The following is a 17,841-nucleotide window of genomic DNA, read 5'->3' as shown; positions in this document are numbered from 1 at the left end:
TGGTGCCGGCGTCGGTCGGTAACGGCCTTTCAAAAAACGCTGTGAACACGTCCGTGTGCGCTTGGGCTCCGCCATCCATGGCTCCGCACATTTTTGAAAGGCCGTTACCGACCAACGCTTCGAGTTTGTTCTTGCCTGCTTTTAGGGACTCCACTTGGCCGATCTGATCCAGTGTTAATCATTGGCACCTGTTCCTCATTGCACCGAGCTATGGGTGGCCGTTGGGAGGGGGTGTCCAAAACCGTGCGGAGCCATGGATGGCGGAGCTCGAGCGTCACATGGACGTGCCGAAGGAGCGAGTTTTGGACACCCCCTCCCAACGGGCACCTCCACCCAAGCCGCAGGCCATCAAATCATCAGGCAACCTCGAACAAGCCAGCCGCTCCCATGCCAGTGCCCACGCACATGGTCACGACCACATACTTCACACCGCGGCGCTTGCCTTCGATCAGCGCGTGGCCGACCAGGCGTGAGCCGGTGGTGCCGTAGGGATGGCCCACTGCAATGGCGCCACCGTTGACGTTCAGGCGGTCCATCGGGATGCCGAGTTTGCGCTGGCAGTAGAGAACCTGGACGGCGAAGGCTTCGTTGAGTTCCCACAGGCCGATGTCGTCGACGGTCAGGCCGGCGCGCTTGAGCAGTTTGGGAACCGCGAAGACCGGGCCGATGCCCATTTCGTCGGGCTCACAACCAGCCACTGCGAAGCCGCGGAAAATACCCAGCGGGGTAGCGTTGCGCTGTTCCGCGACTTTGCTGTCCATCAGTACACAGGCTGACGCCCCGTCGGAGAACTGGCTGGCGTTGCCCGCGGTGACCACGCCACCTTCTTTGGCAGAGCGGATCTTGCTCACGCCTTCCAGGTTGGTACCCGGGCGGATGCCCTCGTCCTGGCTGATGGTCACTTCCTGGCTGCTGAGCTGGCCGGTGGCCTTGTCAGCAACACCCATGGTGGTGGTGATGGGCACGATTTCGTCGTCGAATTTGCCGTCCTGACGCGCCTGATCGGCCAGGTTCTGGCTGCGCACGCCGTATTCGTCCATATCTTCTTTCTTGATGTCGTAACGCTTGGCCACGGTTTCAGCGGTGTCCAGCATGGACCAGTAGAGCTCCGGCTTGTTCTTTGCCAGCCAGGGTTCCATGAAGTAGTTCTGGTTGACGTTGGCCTGGACGGTGGAGATGGATTCCACGCCGCCGGCAACCATCACCGGTACCCGGTCCACGGCAATGTGGTGGGCGGCCATGGCGATGGCCTGCAGGCCGGACGAGCAGAAGCGGTTGATGGTGGCGCCGCCAACGGTGACGGGCAGGCCAGCACGGATGGCACCCATGCGGGCAACGTCGTTACCGGTGGAGCCTTCGGGCAGGGCGCAGCCCATCAGCACGTCTTCGATTTCGTTGGGGTCGACCTTGGAGCGCTCGACCGCGTGCTGGATGGCATGGCCGGCCAGGGTGGCGCCGTGGGTCATGTTCAGGCCGCCGCGCCAGGATTTGGCCAGGGGCGTGCGGGCAGTGGATACGATGACAACATCATTAGACATAACAATTCTCCTTCGTTCGAAGCGCCTGTTTATCGATAAAGGGCAGGCGCCCCGAGGGTATTTGTGGACCGGTTATTTGGCGTCGAAACCTTTGCCTTCTTCGGCACGCTTGGCCAGCAGCGCCGCGGGCTTCCAGAAACCAGGCTGAGTGTGACGGTCTTCAGTGAAGGCCTGCATGGCGCGAACCACGTTGGGCAGCCCAACTTCCTCGGCATAGTGCATGGGGCCACCGCGGAACACGGGGAAGCCGTAACCGGTCAGGTAGACCATGTCGATGTCGGAGGCGCGCTGGGCGATGCCTTCGTCCAGAATCTGGGCACCTTCGTTCACCAGCGCGTACACGCAACGCTCGACGATTTCCTGGTTGCTGATCTTGCGTGGAGTGATGCCCAGTTCGGCGCGAACTTCATCCACTACCTTGTCCACTTCCGGGTCGTGCAGAGCGTTGCGGTTGCCCGGCTCGTAGCGATAGAAGCCAGCACCGGTCTTCTGACCGTAGCGGCCCATCTCACAGATGCGGTCGGCCAGGACCATCTTCACCATGTCCGGATTTTCTTCGTACTGGCGCTTGCGGATGGCCCAGCCGATGTCGCCGCCGGCCAGGTCGGCCATGCGCAGCGGGCCCATGGCAAAGCCGAATTTCTCGATGGCCTTGTCGATCTGCTGCACGCTGGCGCCTTCTTCCAGCATCAGCAGGGCTTCGCGCTGGTACTGGTTGATCATGCGGTTGCCGATAAAGCCGTCGCACACGCCGGAGACCACGGCGGTCTTCTTGATCGTCTTGGCCAGCTTCATGGCCGTAGCCAGCACGTCTTTGGCGGTCTTGTCGCCGCGAACCACTTCCAGCAGCTTCATGATGTTGGCCGGGCTGAAGAAGTGCAGGCCGATGACGTCTTCCGGACGCTTGGTGAAGCTGGCGATCTTGTTCAGGTCCAGGGTGGAGGTGTTAGAGGCCAGGATCGCGCCTTGCTTGCACACTTCGTCCAGCTTTTCGAACACGGACTGTTTAACGCCCATCTCTTCGAACACGGCTTCGATCACCAGGTCCACGTTGCTCAGGTCGTCATAGGTGAGGGACGGGGTCAGCAAAGCCATCTTGGCCTTGGCGTCGTCTTCGCCCATGCGGCCTTTCTTCACACGGCCTTCATAGACCTTGCGAATGGCTTCAACGCCACGGTCCAGGCCTTCCTGTTTCATTTCGACCAGGGTCACCGGGATGCCGGCGTTCAGGAAATTGATGCTGATGCCGGTACCCATGGTGCCACCGCCGATAACGCCGACAGATTTAACGTCGCGGGTTGGGGTGTCAGACGGAACGTCGGCAATCTTGCTGGTCAGGCGCTCGGAGAAAAACGCGTGACGCAGGGCGCGGGATTCCGGCGTTTGCATCAGGTTGACGAAGGCTTCGCGCTCCACTTCCATGCCCTTGTCGAACGGCATGGTAACGGCGGCTTTCACAGCTTCAACGCACTTCAGCGGGGCCGGGTAGTTCTTCGCCATGGCGCCGACAGTGTTCTGGGTGAACATGAAGAAGCCTTCCGGATTCGGATGCTTGGCTTTCAGGTCCCGTACCTTTTTCAGCGGCAGGTTTTCGCTGACCACTTTGCTGGCATAGGCGATGGCAGCGTCCAGTAATTCACCGTCGACGATTTCATCGAACAGGGCGCTACCTTTGAACTGCTTGGCCGGGACCACACTGCCGGAGACGATCATATTCACGGCGTGCTCTGCGCCGATCACCCGCGGCAGGCGTTGCGTACCGCCGGCGCCGGGCAGCAGGCCCAGTTTTACTTCCGGCAGGGCAATCTGGGCATCCGGCTTGGCAATGCGGTAGTGGCAACCCAATGCCAGTTCCAGACCACCGCCCATGCAGGCGCCGCTGATGGCGGCGATGACCGGCTTGCGGCTGGTTTCCACGTAGTTGATCACGGTGGTCAGGATGGGCTCTGCCATGGCCTTGTCGGTACCGAACTCGCTGATGTCGGCGCCGCCGGAAAAGGCACGGTCGGAACCGATCAGCACAACGGCTTTCACAGCGTCGTCGGTTTCAGCTTTCTGAATGCCGTCGACAATACCCCGGCGAAGTTCCAGGCCAAGCCCGTTTACGGGTGGGTTGTCGAGTCGGATAACGGCGGTATGGCCGTTTACGTCGTAATGGGCAGAACTCATGTGGCAGCTCCCTGATTCTGGCATCGGTTAGTTGGGATCGGGTGTCTGGAACACGACTTGAAAGTTCCATACACTGGTGTATTGTTTGTCCATACACTAATGTATGTTTCAGGTGGGGTCAACGGTTTCAGACGCCGTTGATCCGCTGATGTAGAATGCGCCGCCAATCGCCAGCAGTAGGACTCGAATCCAGAATGACTGACGCCAGACCGAAGAAAACCAGCCGCCGCAAGGTCTCCGACAAAGCCCAGCTTACCCGGGATCATTGGCTGGACGCCGCCGCCGGGGAAGTGGCCGCCGGCGGCTTTGGCAACCTGCGGGTGCTGACCCTGGCCAAGAAACTGGGTGTCACCCGTGGCAGCTTCTACTGGCACTTCAAGGATCATGAGGATCTGGTGACCAGCTTCCTGAACCGCTGGCGGGATAGACGCTTGCACGAACTGCAGTACTGGAAGCCAAAAGGCGGCGACGTGGAGACCGAGTTGCGTCAGATTCTGGAGCTGCTGCTGACGGATGCATCCCGAAACATTCGGCGCCTGCAGGTAGAACTGGCGGTACGGGACTTTGCCCGACGTAATGAATATGCGGCGGATCTGGTCAATGAAGTGGACGAATCCCGAATCAGCCAGAACTGCGAGCTGTATAAACGCCTGAGCAATGACCCCCAGCGTATCCGCGACCTGTCACTGCTAATGTATGTGGCGACGATCGGCTCGCAGGTTGTGTTGACCGGTAAGAAGGGTGATGCCGAGACCATTCGGCGGGTTGAAGACCTGATGGCACGTGTGGCTCTGGGGCAGCGGGATGAGATTGAGTAGATTCGTCCTTGGCCTTTTGATGGCCCTGTTTCCGGTAGTGTCTGTGGGGGCAGCCGATGAGCGATGCCTGGCGGCTGCCAGTTCCGAACTTGAGCGTCTTTATTGTGAAGTGATGGCCTCGGGCCGGGGCGCCAGCCTGCCTTCCCAGCCGGACTTCAACCGCAATTCTCCCCGGGTCCAGGCACTGTTACTAAAACGCCCGGCGCAACAACTGGGTCTGACGTTGCCACAACCGGCACAGGTGCAGACTCCAGAATCGCCGGATGAGCCCGAAGCTGACCCATTTCCGGGCGCCGAGCCTTCACCCGGACCAGTTGAAGCACTGGCAGACTGCCGGCTGAATGGTGAGCAGATCCGTTGCCCGGAGGGCGACTACGAGTTGGCGACAAACCGCCGACGTTCGGAACTCGCCGAGGGTGTGCTGGGCCCAAACAACCGGCTGGAGTTTGAGCCGTTCACTGGCAGCCGCGATGATGAACAAGCGGTGCGCCGTTATCTTTCCCAAGCCTACGATCAGTATATCCCCAGGATGCTGCGCATCGGGCTGGGGGCAAACACCATGAGCTTCACTGCCTTTCACAATGCCTTTCATACCCTGGAAAGCGGCGGTGTGGATTTCTCAGAACGCATGGCCCAGACCTACGAACTGCTGAAACAGGACCGTCAGCAACTGGGGGTGAAAACCCGCTATCACGACGAGCTACCGGAGAGCCTTACATTGTGTAGCCATATCAATCGCGACATTGTGGTCTGCGACAATGTGGGAACCAACTGGGTATACGTCCGCGCGAACCGCTGACGTGGCGGCTCGCGCAGATCCCCGTTCATCAGTGCAATTCTGTACGCGCCAGATCCTGCAGCACTTTATCCAGCACCAACGGGCTACGCAGTATCCGATGGTGGCCCAATCCACGGGTGCGGAGAATGTCCCCTTGCACCCAGCCTGAATGAACACGTTCGCTCTGGGCGGGCTCGATGGAGCTGTCATCCTGATCCAGTACGACCAGCCCGCGTTGGGTCAGGGCGCGGGATAGGCTTTCCATGTCCAGTTTGTCCCAGACGGACGGTCCGAACTGTTCTTCCATCAAGCGTAGATGAACGGCGAGGACTTCGGCACTGAGGCCCAGTTGTCGCCCCAGGTGGTCCATGACTGAACGCAGGCTCAACGGCGGCGCCAGCATCAGCAGATACCCTGCCTGCAAACCGTCTGCAATGGCCCGGGCGGCGGCAAGGCTGCCCATTGAGTGCGAGAGGATGCCGTGGATCTCGCCGACGCTGGCGGCGACTTTGGCGACCACCTCGGCCATGTCAAACAGATCCGTCCGCTCACCCTGGGCGCGGCCATGGGCAGGGGCATCGAACAGCACCACACGATACCCCGCGTCTACAAGTGGTGTTATCCAGGCGCCAAACTGGATGCCCGCGCCTGACCAGCCGTGAACCCCCAGAATAACGGGGCCGTTGCCCCAGGAATACACGGGAATGATGTAGGCGCCGTGCTGAAGCTGGGTGTAGCCGTCGACCGAGTCCAGCAGGTATTCATAGCGGGAAGGCATTGGCAGCCGCGAGGGCCGAAACGCCATGTGATTTACCAGGCGCCCGGCTTTTTCCGGGGACACGCGGCCAAGAAGTCGCAGTGCCATGCGGGTGGCTGAAAGCCCGATCGTGTCCGATGCGCCGGGAACGACTGGCTGGCGGATGCTTTCTGATTGAACGTGCACTTGTGTTGTCATGGTGAAAAGTCCTTCTTCCTGTTCGGTGGTTGACGATTTCAGGTTAGGGCTTGTGGTTCCCTGGCAGGAGTGTCATATTTGACTAATAAAGTGCGAAAAGGGCCAAATTATGTTCAGGGTTGCCATAGTTGCCTTGCCCCGGTGCCACGCTTCCGGGGTCCACGGGATTCTCGATTTTTTCACGGTGGCCAATTACTGCGGAGCGCCGCCCTCTGGCACTGATGAGTCGTTGTTTGACTGCCAGGTGGTCACCGTTGATGACCAGCCGGTACGTGGATACAGCGGCGCCCTGGTCACGCCCACCATTGCCAGGAACGACTTCCAGGCGGATCTGATCGTGGTGGGCTCCTCTGTGGAAGCCGCCATCGGTGCGGAGTACCTGGACCGGGCCCTTGCGCCGGCGAAACCGATCCATGGCTGGTTGCTGGATGCAAAAGCCCGGGGTGCGGTGATTGCCAGCGTCTGCACCGGCAGTTTTGTGCTGGCGGAAGCCGGACTGATGGACGATGCGGTGGCGACAACCCACTGGCGGGCGGCGCCCATGTTCCGCGATCGGTACCCGGATATCCGACTGGACGAAAACCAGCTGGTGGTGGATAACGGCCAGATTATCTGTGCTGGCGGTGCCACGGCCTTCGTGGACCTGTGCCTGTATCTTGTGGAGCGGTTTGCTTCACCGTCGGTGGCGCTGGCCTGCAGCAAAATGCTGGTGATGGATGGCCGCCGGCAGGAACAGACACCCTACATGGCGTTCTACAGCACGAAGGCCCATCAGGATGAGGCCATTCGAAAGGCGCAGGGATGGCTGGAGGCGCATTATGCCGAACCGGTTACCATTGATGAGGTGGCCTCTGTCGCCGGCCTGGGAACCCGTACCTTCAAACGGCGCTTCAAGGAAGCCACCGGTGAGACACCGATCAGCTACTTGCAGCACCTTCGCATTGAGGCGGCCAAACATCTGCTTGAGTCCAGTCGTGAGCAGACTGCCCGCATCATCTGGAGCGTGGGTTATGAAGACGCCAGTTCTTTCCGGCGACTGTTCAAGCGCACGGCGGGTTGTACCATGGAGCAGTACCGCAAACGTTTCAGCTACGTATCGCCGGCCGCGGCCTAGTTGCCCAAGGGTAGCTTGCAGTGGGATGATTCAGGCTTTCCATTCCCGGCCAGACACCTGACAGGATTTTCATGCCCGGCAAAGATTCCACCCGTCTGAACAAATACATCAGTGAAAGTGGCCTATGCTCCCGGCGTGAGGCGGACCGTTACATCGAAAACGGCAATGTGGTGATTAACGGGAAGGCGGCCCAGGTGGGAGATCAGGTCTTCCCGGGCGACACGGTGTTGGTGAACGGCCAGAGAGTGGAACCGAAAGCCGAGCAGGACCTGGTGTTTATCGCGCTGAACAAGCCAGTGGGAGTAGTGAGCACCACGGACCCGGCGGAGCCGCGTAACATCGTCAATCATGTAGGCCATAGCGAACGCATTTTCCCGATTGGCCGCCTGGATAAGGACTCCCAGGGCCTGATCTTCCTGACCAGCAACGGCGATCTGGTGAACAGGATTCTCCGGGCGGGCAACAACCATGAGAAGGAATACCTGGTCACGGTGAACCGGCCGGTGACGGTCGACTTCCTGAAAGGCATGGCCTCGGGCGTACCGATTCTGGGAACGGTCACCAAACCCTGCAAGGTGGAGAAGGTGTCAAAAAGCGTATTCCGGATAACCCTGGTGCAGGGCCTGAACCGGCAGATTCGCCGAATGTGCGAGTTCTTCGATTTTGAGGTGGTCAAGCTCGAACGAGTGCGCATTATGAATATCCAGCTCAAGGGGCTTAAACCCGGTCAGTGGCGGGACCTGACGGCGAAGGAACTGGACGCTTTGTTCGAGATGATCAAACATTCGTCTTCGGAAGCCGTGCCGGGCAAACGCCGGGAGGTTCGAAAGCCGGCATCGCAAAAGCCACCACCACAAAAACCGTCGAAGCGACCGGCCCGGAAGCCAAAAAAGAAAGCCCGCAAACCCAGCGTGAAACGCTAACCACGGGACGCTCAAATGCTCGATCTTTTCTTTAGCTCATACATCAGTGGCACTATCCGCTTCCTGTTTCTGCTTGCGCCCTTTTTCGTGGTTACCATGTTTCTGGCGCTGACGCGGGGTCTGCCGGCGCCGGAGAAGGCCTCGATTATTCGCCGTTCGACCCTGTCGGCGCTTATTCTCGGGCTGGTGTTGTTTTTTGTCGGCCCGGTGCTGTTCAAGGCTATTGGCATTACCCTGGATTCTTTCCGTATCGGTGCCGGCAGTCTGCTGTTTCTAACGGCCATCAGCCTGGTGACCAGCGGCACTCGTAACCATGCCACCAGCCTGCCCAACGAGGATCGGGACGACATTGCCGTGGTGCCGCTGGCGATTCCGGTGATGATCGGCCCGGCGACCATTGGTGCCATTCTGGTGTACGGCGCTGAACTGAACCGGGTGCCGGCGGTGCTGGGTGGTCTGTTGGGGCTGGTGTCGAGCCTGGTGATCATGGCGGTTCTGCTGCATCTTTCCGGTTATCTGGAACGGGTACTGGGGAAAACCGGTCTGAACATTCTGTCCAAGATCAGCGGGCTGATCCTCTCGGCCATGGCCGCGGAAATTGTACTGACGGGTATCGCCGGCTTCATGGGTTCCCTGTAATCCCGGGACTTGACTGCGCGGCAAAGCAAAAACGTAGAGGTCGTTATGTCTTTCAGTACCATCGAGCACAACCGCCGACGACAGAATTTCGAGGGCATTTCCTCGGTCTGGTTGTTCGGGTATGGGTCACTTATCTATAAGGTGGATTTTCCCTTTCTGGAGAAGCGCCCGGCTACCATCACTGGCTGGCAGCGTCGGTTCTGGCAGGGGTCCCACGACCACCGGGGCACGCCCGAGGCACCCGGGCGTGTTGTGACGCTGATTGAAACCCCGGGTGCCCGCTGCAAGGGCATGGCGTTCCGGGTGTCGCCGGATGTGTTTGAGCAACTGGATGTGCGGGAGAAGAACGGCTATTTGCGCTTCAGCACGCCCATGGAATTCGATAATGGCGCGGTGGAAGATGGCCTGGTGTACATTGCCACCGAAGACAACCCGGCTTTTCTGGGCCCGGCAACCTCTGAAGACATCGCCCGCCAGATTGCCCGGTCAATCGGCCCCAGCGGCCCCAATCGTGACTATCTACTGAACCTGGCGGAGGCGCTGCGTGCCCTTGGTGATCATGATGCGCACGTGTTCGAGATCGAAGACCACCTCCGATAACGTAGAATCCGACTTCGTTGTGTCAAGCCTGTCCACTGGCATGTAAAGGAAATGCAAAGCCCTCGCCAAAGCCGCGACATCCTCTCCCGAATCCGTATTCTGACTTTAAGACACATCGGTAAACGACTTGCGGATGTGATTTCAGACGGCTGCCAAAACAGCCTGAAACGGTCGGGAGCAGGATAATGAAACAGTTTCTGATAGGTAGTTTTGTTCTGGCGCTTCTGTTGGGCGCTTCACCGGTGATGGCCGATTCGAACCACCACCGCGGTTATTCAGACGGCAACTTCAAACCTTCGCACTATCGGGATGACGACTACCGGGGTGGCCACCGAGACTATGGCCATGATCGCCGGCATGATGATTGGCGGGGCCATCACCCGGGCCGACACCATGGATGGGAGCGGGCCTGGAAAAAGGGCTACAAACATGGGTGGAAGCAGGGCAAACGCCATGGTTGGAAACACGGTAGCTATGGCGATAAACGCAGCTGGCAGAAGCACCACCATGACCGCCATCGCGATCATGGTTACCGTTACCGGCTCCATTACAACGGACTGTTAGGAGCCGGTGTCAGCGGCGGTCATGTCACGATCGATCTTTCCGGGCGCTGATTGCTGCCAAATCCCCGGGCCGGCGCCTTTGGCGGGCGCCGGTGCTTCAGGCCGATGGCCAGAAGGGGCAGTACGATCATGGCACTGCCGGCCAGGAACCACAGATCAGGTACTTCCCCGAATCCGATCCAGCCAATGGCCACGGCCCAGATGAGTCCGGTGTATTCGGCGCTCGTCACCTGGTTGGCGTCTACCTGGCGGTAGGCCAGCAATACGGTGATGTTGTAGCCGAGAATGAACAGGGCTGAACCGGCAGCGCTGATCAGCATGGAGCTGTCCCAGGCTGCACCTTCCCAGAGTGCCAGTGCGCCGGCGGCCGGGATGATCAGCAGGTAATTCAGGAACAGTTTGTGAACCGTGCTCTGCTGTTTCGGCAGCTGGCGCACCATCACGGCGTTGATGGCCAGCGCGAAAGCGGCGCCCAGCGCTGCAACAGCAGCCCAGTTGAATTCCACCGGGCGCAGGATCAGCACGATGCCCAGGAACCCGCTGAATACGGCGGTGATGCTCAGGGGTGTGAGCCGTTCCCTGAAGAGGATAGCGGCCAGCACCATGACCAGAATCGGTGCGGCATAGAACACGGCGTTGGCGGTAGCCAGGGGCAGGTTGCCCAGGGCCACGACCATGCAGAGTATGCCGGCCAGGTGGATATGGGCGCGCACAGCGTGAACTTTGATGCCTTCGAGCAGGTGCTTCCGGTTCAGTTTGCCGGCCAGCGGCATCAGCATGAACAGGGTCAGGACGCAGCGCAGGAAGGCAAACTGGAACACCGGCGCGCCGGGCTCGAGTAGCTTGATAAACACATCCGACAGGATGGCCATTGCATTGCCGATGATCAGCAACAGGATGGCGCTGTTTACGGTTTTTCCTGACATGTTTTACCTCCTTCTCCTGGCCTGATGTTCGCGGGTTCCACAGGGCTCCCTGAACTTGTGAAGGGAGTCTACTGGCGTGCTAGTATCCGATAAAATGATCTATTCACCACTGGTATTAGAAAAATAGATAATGAAACTGCCACCGCTTAAATCCCTGCCTGTTTTCGAGGCCGTTGCCCGTCTGAACAGCTTTTCACAGGCTGCCGAGGAGCTGGCCGTGGGCCAGAGTGCGGTCAGTCATCAGATCAAGCAGCTGGAAACTTACCTTGGCGAGAAGCTGTTCTACCGCAGTGGACGCACGCTGACGCTGACGGATGAGGGGCGGCAGTACCTGGATGGCGTCAGCACGGCGTTGTTGCAGATTGAGCGGGTGAGTGAGCAGTTGCTGGGGCATGAGGAATCCATGTTGCGGCTGTCTGTGTTCAGTTCCTTTGCGGTGCGCTGGCTGGTGCCGCGCTTGCCGGATCTGAAGCGGCAGCACCCGCAGCTGGAGTTGTCGCTGGAGATGAGTAGCAGTAATCCGGTGTTGTCTGACCGGGTGGCGGATTGCTTCATTACCGTCAAGCCGGATTCGCGGGCGTTCAGCTACGAGCTGCTTTACACGGAGCGTCTGTTTCCAGTGTGCAGCCAGGATTACTGGCAGAAGATTCGCAGGGAGCTGGCGCTGGAGGAGGCAACCGGTGACCCGGGGGCGGTGTCGCTTACACCAGCAATGGTGGCGGAGTTTCCGTTACTTTCTACCCACAGTATTTATGACCGGCAGGGTGGCGACTGGGAGGCCTGGTATCGCGAGGCGGGGCTGACTCTGCCGAAGTCCAGCCGGTTACTGCATTCAAGTCACATGCTGTTGTCGCTTGAGGCGGCGCGTTTTCATCAGGGGATTGCGCTGACGAACGACTACATGCTCAGTACACGGAAGGATTCGGAGGATTTTGTGCAGCTGCCTTGCCATTCGGTGATGACCGGAGACACGTTCTATTTCGCCTGGAAAACCAGCCGCCGCCGGGAGCGGGGGATTCAGATCCTGCGTCGGTGGCTGGTTGATGAGGCGATTCGGGGTGGCCTCAGGTCCGAGTGAACCTGGTGATCAGAGATACTGGTAACGCAGTAGCCTATGTTTGATGCGTTCGAGGATAACCTGATCAATAACTGCCGCCAGCACCGCTATCACCAGAATGTTGGTCATGACCCCTGTCATGTCTGCGATTTCGCCGGAATAGGCCAGGGATTTACCAAGACCGGCGCTGAAACCAACGATCATCTCGGCGGAAATCAGCGCGCGCCAGGCATTACCGAAAGCCAGCTGGGCGCCGGTAATCAGCTCCGGAGTGACGGCCGGGAAGTAGACCCGCTTGAGCATCTGGAACTTTGAGGCGCCCATAACCCGGGCGGCCGAGATATGAACTTTTTCCACGCTTTCCGTGGCGTTCATTACGCTCAGGGCCGTGGGGAAGAAGGCGCCGATGGCAACGACCACGATGATCGGCAGATTGCCGAAGCCCATCAGGATCAGGAACAGCGGCACCCAGGCAATGGACGGGATCGACTGCAGAATGATGATGGCCGCTTTCAGGGTGCTGCGGACGGCATTGAGAGTTCCGCCCACCAGCCCGATCAGGATGCCTAGTATAATCGCGGCGCCGTAACCGGCACCCAGACGGGTCATGCTGTTGCCCAGCCCTTCCCAGAATACCGGGCTGTTGAGTTCTTCCCACAGGCGAACAAAGGCCGCCGGTACGTCTGGCATCAGGAAGTCCGGCAGGAACCAGGCCGCCACCTGCCAGAAGAACAGGATGACGGCGATGGCGAAAACATAGGCCCGTTTGCTGGCAACGCCGGTGGACTGGGTATTGCTCATGTTTACAGCCCGCGCGCCTGCTGCCAGGACAGATCAAGCAGGGAATCAACGTTGAAATCGCTATCCGCCGGAAGAATACCCTGGGCCTTCATGATGCCGGCCAGTTCCTTCATGCGGTTGATGTCGCTTTCTGTCAGCTTGGCGCTGAAGTCGTTGGTCTGGATGGCCTGGGTAATGACCGTCTCTGCCGGGATATTGCCCTGGTTGCGGGACTTTACGAACTCGTCTTTGATGAAATAGTCGGTGATCAGCGGAGCCGCCTTTGCCGGATCGTTCTCAAGCATCTCGATGGCCTCGCGTTGGGCGTCCAGTGCTGCCCAAAGCGCGTCCTTGCGGTTTTTCAGGGTTTCGGCAGAGGTGATGACCACCATGCAGGGGAATGGCCATACTTCACCGATCTCGTAGATCTGTTTAACGGGCGCTACCAACTGGGCAATACGGTCATAGGGTTCGAACAGGAAAGCTGCGTCCACGCGACCGCCAACCAGGGACTGAACCGCTACGGCAGGTGCCACACCCATGATATTCAGGTCTTCTGGCTGAAGGCCGGCGTTGGCCAGCATCACGCCCTTGAGCACGATGTCGGCGGTGCTGCCCTGCTTCTGGGAAGCGAGGCTTTTGCCTTCCAGGTCTGCGACGGACTCAATGCCGGAATCTTCCCGCACCACCAAGGAGTGATAACCGCGCTGGGCGCCGCCGACGATTTTCAGATCCGCCCCGCGAGACACCCAGGTGAAGGCGTTGGAGAAGCCAAGCACGCCGATGTCTAGCTGGCCGCCCACGATGCCTTTGATCAGGTCCGTACCAGAGGAAAATTCGATCAGCTGTGCATCCAGACCGTATTTCTCATAGAGGCCTGCTTCATAGGCCAGCATGGCCTGGGCGTCGTCCATAACCCGCACGTAGCCAACACGGAATTCTTCGGCTGCTGTTGCCGGGCTGGTGACAGCCAGGCCCAGCAGAAGGGCAAAAACTGGAGCCAGTAAAGAACGGGTCATGCCATTTCTCCTCGGGAATCGTTAGGGGTGTGTTCTTCAACATCAATGCCGAGCAGGCTCAGGACCTCCCGGCGGACATCGGCAAAAACCGACAGGTCGTGGGTTTTCGGAATGTGGCCCAGCTCGACTTCCCGCAACACGGTTGCCGGGCGGTGGCTGAAAACCATGACCCGGTCTGCCAGGTATAGCGCTTCGTCCACATCATGAGTGACCAGAACAACGGTGGGGCGCTCTTCCTCGATCAGGTCCTTGAGGACACTCTGCAGGGTCATTCGGGTCAGCGCATCCAGGGCGCCGAAGGGTTCATCCAGCAACAGTACTTTGGGCCGGGCGATAAACGCCCTGGCCAGGGCACAGCGCTGGCGCATGCCTCCGGACACCTGATGGGGGTAGTAGTCTTCAAAGCCGACCAGTTTCACTTTCTCCAGCCATTTACGGGCTTCAGTGAGGGACGTCTTGCGGGGCTTGTCCTGGAATTCCAGCGCCAGGGATACGTTTTCCAGTAAGGTCATCCACGGGTACAGGGCGTGCTCCTGGAAGACCAGGGTGCGCTCTGGAGAGGGATTGGCAACAGACATGCCATCGGCAGTCAGGGTCCCGGACGAAGGTTGTTGAAGTCCGGCAAGCATATGTAACAGCGTAGACTTTCCGCAACCGGACGGACCTACAAGCGCAACGATTTCACCGTTGCCGATTGTGGTATCGAACTGCTTGATCACGTTCAGGTCACCAAATGATTTGGTGACCTGATCAAAGTGAAGTCTCATATAGCCCGCCGGAATATCTATATATTCTAAAATGAACTAAGTAAAAATTATTTTATAACTATTAGTTAGTTCTGCAAAGGCCTTTCTGACTCCGGTTTAATAAGATTTGCCAATGAGTTTGAAAGCCTGGGGCAATAGAGCTTGATGTCGGAGCTTCGGTCAGAGGACGAATCCTGGAGAGATTCCATGGTTTCAGGAACGGTTTGGCATGGTCTGACGTGGAATAGGTAGAAAACAGGATCCGGGAGACCGATCTCCTGCGGGTGTAATTTACTGCACAGAGGGGAAATACCTTTATGAACAGACTTATTGCCGTCGCTCTGACGTTCAGTCTTCTGGGGGGCGCGGGTGCCGCTTTCGCCGGAAATCACTCTGATGCGCTGCCGCCGGGGCTGCAAAAGAAGGTGGAGCAGGGTAAGCCGCTGCCTCCGGGTTGGCAGAAAAAGCTGGATATTCGTCCCGGCGAGCGTTTGAACCGTGATCTGTATGATTACGGAACTGTCCGTGACCTGGGGGATGGTCGTCAGGAAGTTCGTATTGAGGACCAGATCTATACGGTGATCAAGGATACCCGGGAGATTATCGATATCCTGGATCAGTAGTTACACTATGACAGGGTTAAGGCCCCGACACAGACGCCGGGGCCTAAGATTAATCTGGAGTAGTCCGTCAGGGACGGACGTTACTCCTCTTCTCTCGGCGGGCGTTCGACGACTTTGCGCTTACCCTTGGCGCACCGGCTCAAGGCCTTGATGCCGTCGGCGTCGAAGGCATCCACGCGGATCACGTCGTACAGTGCTTCCAGCGCTTCCAGCAGCTTGTCGCACTCTTCTTTCTTTATGACTCCTTGATCGCAGGCCCAGTCCACCAGCTCTTTGCGTTGGTGGCCCATCAGCAGGTCGATGCCGCCCAGCTGGTCCTCGTCCCGGTTACGCATGGCCTCGTGCAGGCGGTCGCGCATTTCCTGGGTTTCATTGGCCAGACGATAGGCGTTCAGCACACGGCCCAGCGGATCCTCCGGGTCGGTGTTCACATAGCTGCCGCGGCTGATGCGGTGACGCAGGGGCGTGTCCTTCACAATGCTGTTGGCGACGATGGTACCCAATTTGTCGCTTGGCCCGTTCAGGCCGGTCGCGCCCAGAGGGAACACCAGAACCCGAAGCGGCCAGCGCAGGGCGGGTACCGGGAAGTTGATGATCAGTTCCCGCATGGAAATCTTCAGATCACGCAGGCTGGTCTGCAGGCACCAGTCCACCAGCGGGCGCTGGTCGTCCGGGTAGCCTTCTTCGTGCCACTGCTTGATCACCGCCGAGGCGTAATACAGGTGCACCAGACAGTCGGCCATGCGACCGGACAGCCGCTGGCGGGCCTTGAGGCCGCCGCCTACGGAAAGCAGCGTCACGTCTGTCATCAGGGCGAAAGCCGCTGAAAAACGGGCCAGCTGGCGGTAGGCTGGCTGGATATTACCCTGGCGGGGTACCGGTTCCAGTAAACCGCCGGTCAGTGCGAGCACCGTTGAGCGCAACGCGTTACGGGTCGTGTGGGCAATATGGCGATAGAAGATGCCGTCGAATTTCTCGACCGCGGCCTTCTGGTCGTCCATGCCCGCCGCCTCGATTTCCTCAACGATAAACGGATGGCAGCGAATGGCGCCCTGGCCAAACACCATCAGGCTGCGGGTCAGAATGTTGGCGCCTTCCACGGTAATACCAATGGGCACCGCCTGGTAGGCCCGGGCCAGGAAGTTGCGGGGGCCGGTGATCACGCCGCGGCCAGCGACCACGTCCATGGCGTGGTTGATGACTTCCCGCATCAGGTCGGTGTTGCGGTATTTCAGCAGCGCCGACGGTACCGACGGCCGCACGCCACGGTCCAGCATGCCGGCGGTCAGCAAACGGGCGGCGTCCATCATGTAGGTGTAGCCTGCGATGGGTTCCAGGGCTTCCTGAACGCCCTCAAACTGGCTGATGGAGCGGCCAAACTGCTCCCGTGTCAGCGAATAGGAGCCGGTTGCCAGACTGGCGACCTTGCCCGCGCCGGTGCCCAGTGCCGGCAGGGAGACCGAGCGGCCAATCGACAGGCACTCCAGCAGCATTTTCCAGCCCCGGCCCAGCATGTCTTGGCCACCAATGACCTGATCCATGGGGATGAAGACATCATTGCCCCAGGTAGGCCCGTTCATGAACACGGTATTCATGGGCAGATGGCGGGCGCCAGCGTGTACGCCCTCCAGATCTTTGGGAACCATGACACAGGTAACGCCGATTTCGTCAGCGTCCCCCAGCAGTTTGTCCGGGTCGTAGACCTTGATGGCCAGGCCGATAAGGGTCGCCACTGGCGCAAGCGTGATGTAGCGCTTGTTCCAGGTGACTTTGAGGCCCAGCACTTCCTCACCGTTCCACTGGCCCTTGCAGACAATGCCCATGTCGGGGATGGCACCAGCGTCGGAGCCGGCCACAGGAGACGTCAGGGCAAAGCAGGGAATTTCCTCACCGCCGGCCAGGCGCGGCAGATAGTGTTCTTTCTGGGCGTCAGTGCCGTATTCCATCAGCAGCTCGCCGGGGCCCAGGGAGTTGGGCACCATCACCGTCACCGCGGCAGAAACGCTGCGAGTGGAGATTTTCATCACGATTTCGGAGTGGGCGGAGTGGGAAAAGCCTTTGCCGCCCTGTTCTTTGGGAATCATCAGGCCGAAGAAGCCGTTCTCCCGGATAAACTTCCAGACCTTTTCCGGCAGGTCATAGTCTTCATGGGTGATCTTCCAGTCATCCAGCATGCCGCAAAGCTTTTCCACCGGCCCATCCAGGAAGGCCTGCTCTTCACTGCTCAGATGGGAGGGCTGGTATTCCAGCAATTTCGACCAGTCCGGCTGGCCGGAAAACAGCTCGCCATCCCAGTCCACGCTGCCGGAACGCAGCGCTTCTTCCTCGGTTGAGGAGAGCTTGGGCAGTTGGCCGCGTACCCAGCCCAGCAGGGGTTTGCTCAGCTTATCGCGACGGAAGTTGCCCGGAAACACCAGTGCCAGGCTCAGCGCCAGCAGGCCACCGCCGAAGATAATGCTCAGCAGGTGCCAGCCGTCCAGAAACAGCCCCACAACGGTGGCAACAACAAGGACGCCGGCGGCGGTGGTGCCGCCAATACTCAGGTATATCAGTACCAGGGCACTGATCAGCAGGAGAAGAACACTCATGGTTA

Annotated in this window: 16 protein-coding genes and 1 pseudogene; 9 read left to right on the top strand and 8 right to left on the bottom strand. The window is 59.3% G+C overall.

The window, feature by feature from the left end; all coding sequences use genetic code 11:
- Positions 1–356 precede the first annotated feature (356 nt).
- Together FPL19_RS06690 and FPL19_RS06685 are read right to left on the bottom strand one after the other, a co-directional pair.
- Positions 357–1,538 (bottom strand): acetyl-CoA C-acyltransferase, encoded by a 1,182-nt coding sequence (locus FPL19_RS06690; RefSeq protein ID WP_150911685.1) that lies wholly within the window; start codon positions 1,536–1,538, stop codon positions 357–359.
- Positions 1,539–1,610: 72 nt separating this feature from the next.
- Positions 1,611–3,707 (bottom strand): 3-hydroxyacyl-CoA dehydrogenase NAD-binding domain-containing protein, encoded by a 2,097-nt coding sequence (locus FPL19_RS06685; RefSeq protein ID WP_150911684.1) that lies wholly within the window; start codon positions 3,705–3,707, stop codon positions 1,611–1,613.
- Between the two features lie 194 nt (positions 3,708–3,901).
- Between FPL19_RS06685 and FPL19_RS06680 the strand changes: the two genes are divergently transcribed.
- On the top strand, positions 3,902–4,525 hold the full coding sequence (locus FPL19_RS06680; protein WP_150911683.1) for a TetR/AcrR family transcriptional regulator: 624 nt from the start codon (positions 3,902–3,904) through the stop codon (positions 4,523–4,525).
- Positions 4,512–5,324 (top strand): hypothetical protein, encoded by an 813-nt coding sequence (locus FPL19_RS06675; RefSeq protein WP_225314315.1) that lies wholly within the window; start codon positions 4,512–4,514, stop codon positions 5,322–5,324. Before FPL19_RS06680 ends, FPL19_RS06675 begins: the two co-directional genes overlap by 14 nt.
- A 28-nt stretch (positions 5,325–5,352) precedes the next feature.
- On the opposite strand, the gene FPL19_RS06670 is transcribed toward FPL19_RS06675, so the two are convergent.
- A complete protein-coding gene (locus FPL19_RS06670) occupies positions 5,353–6,258 on the bottom strand; it encodes an alpha/beta fold hydrolase (protein WP_150911682.1) in 906 nt (301 codons plus the stop codon).
- 109 nt (positions 6,259–6,367) lie between these two features.
- Between FPL19_RS06670 and FPL19_RS06665 the strand changes: the two genes are divergently transcribed.
- The 5 genes from FPL19_RS06665 (at position 6,368) to FPL19_RS06645 (ending at position 10,148) form a co-directional block, all read left to right on the top strand.
- A complete protein-coding gene (locus FPL19_RS06665) occupies positions 6,368–7,372 on the top strand; it encodes a GlxA family transcriptional regulator (RefSeq protein WP_150911681.1) in 1,005 nt (334 codons plus the stop codon).
- A gap of 71 nt (positions 7,373–7,443) precedes the next feature.
- A complete protein-coding gene (gene rluF / locus FPL19_RS06660) occupies positions 7,444–8,295 on the top strand; it encodes a 23S rRNA pseudouridine(2604) synthase RluF (RefSeq protein WP_150911680.1) in 852 nt (283 codons plus the stop codon).
- Between the two features lie 15 nt (positions 8,296–8,310).
- A complete protein-coding gene (locus tag FPL19_RS06655) occupies positions 8,311–8,934 on the top strand; it encodes a MarC family protein (RefSeq protein WP_150911679.1) in 624 nt (207 codons plus the stop codon).
- Between the two features lie 45 nt (positions 8,935–8,979).
- Positions 8,980–9,534: a gamma-glutamylcyclotransferase gene (locus tag FPL19_RS06650; RefSeq protein ID WP_150911678.1), complete on the top strand. Its 555-nt coding sequence runs from the start codon at positions 8,980–8,982 to the stop codon at positions 9,532–9,534.
- A gap of 185 nt (positions 9,535–9,719) precedes the next feature.
- Positions 9,720–10,148 carry a hypothetical protein gene (locus tag FPL19_RS06645; protein ID WP_150911677.1) on the top strand — a complete coding sequence of 143 codons (429 nt, stop codon included), beginning with the start codon at positions 9,720–9,722 and terminating at the stop codon, positions 10,146–10,148.
- Here FPL19_RS06645 and FPL19_RS06640 read toward each other — a convergent pair.
- Positions 10,118–11,023: a DMT family transporter gene (locus FPL19_RS06640; RefSeq protein WP_150911676.1), complete on the bottom strand. Its 906-nt coding sequence runs from the start codon at positions 11,021–11,023 to the stop codon at positions 10,118–10,120. The two genes, FPL19_RS06645 and FPL19_RS06640, sit on opposite strands and share 31 nt — an antisense overlap.
- 130 nt (positions 11,024–11,153) lie before the next feature.
- On the opposite strand from FPL19_RS06640, the gene FPL19_RS06635 reads away from it, so the two are divergent.
- Entirely contained in the window at positions 11,154–12,101 is a 948-nt protein-coding gene (locus tag FPL19_RS06635; protein ID WP_150911675.1) for a LysR family transcriptional regulator, read from the top strand.
- Between the two features lie 9 nt (positions 12,102–12,110).
- Here FPL19_RS06635 and FPL19_RS06630 read toward each other — a convergent pair whose 3' ends face one another.
- Genes FPL19_RS06630 through FPL19_RS06620 form a run of 3 tightly spaced genes read right to left on the bottom strand, consistent with a single transcriptional unit; the run spans position 12,111 to position 14,646 of the window.
- Positions 12,111–12,881, bottom strand: coding sequence for an ABC transporter permease (locus FPL19_RS06630; protein ID WP_150911674.1), 771 nt, complete (start codon positions 12,879–12,881; stop codon positions 12,111–12,113).
- Between the two features lie 2 nt (positions 12,882–12,883).
- Positions 12,884–13,879, bottom strand: coding sequence for an ABC transporter substrate-binding protein (locus tag FPL19_RS06625; protein WP_150911673.1), 996 nt, complete (start codon positions 13,877–13,879; stop codon positions 12,884–12,886).
- On the bottom strand, positions 13,876–14,646 hold the full coding sequence (locus FPL19_RS06620) for an ABC transporter ATP-binding protein (protein WP_150911672.1): 771 nt from the start codon (positions 14,644–14,646) through the stop codon (positions 13,876–13,878). The genes FPL19_RS06625 and FPL19_RS06620 overlap by 4 nt, the downstream gene beginning before the upstream one ends.
- Positions 14,647–15,011: 365 nt before the next feature.
- On the opposite strand from FPL19_RS06620, the pseudogene FPL19_RS17835 reads away from it, so the two are divergent.
- Positions 15,012–15,104, top strand: a pseudogene (locus tag FPL19_RS17835) (hypothetical protein); the annotation flags it as partial.
- Between the two features lie 224 nt (positions 15,105–15,328).
- On the opposite strand, the gene FPL19_RS06610 reads toward FPL19_RS17835, so the two are convergent.
- Positions 15,329–17,836 carry an acyl-CoA dehydrogenase gene (locus tag FPL19_RS06610; RefSeq protein WP_150911670.1) on the bottom strand — a complete coding sequence of 836 codons (2,508 nt, stop codon included), beginning with the start codon at positions 17,834–17,836 and terminating at the stop codon, positions 15,329–15,331.
- Between the last annotated feature and the right edge of the window lie 5 nt (positions 17,837–17,841).

This window comes from Marinobacter halotolerans, from assembly GCF_008795985.1.
GTDB classification, from domain to species: Bacteria; Pseudomonadota; Gammaproteobacteria; order Pseudomonadales; family Oleiphilaceae; genus Marinobacter; species Marinobacter halotolerans.
This window is presented reverse-complemented; position numbering and strand designations above follow the sequence as displayed.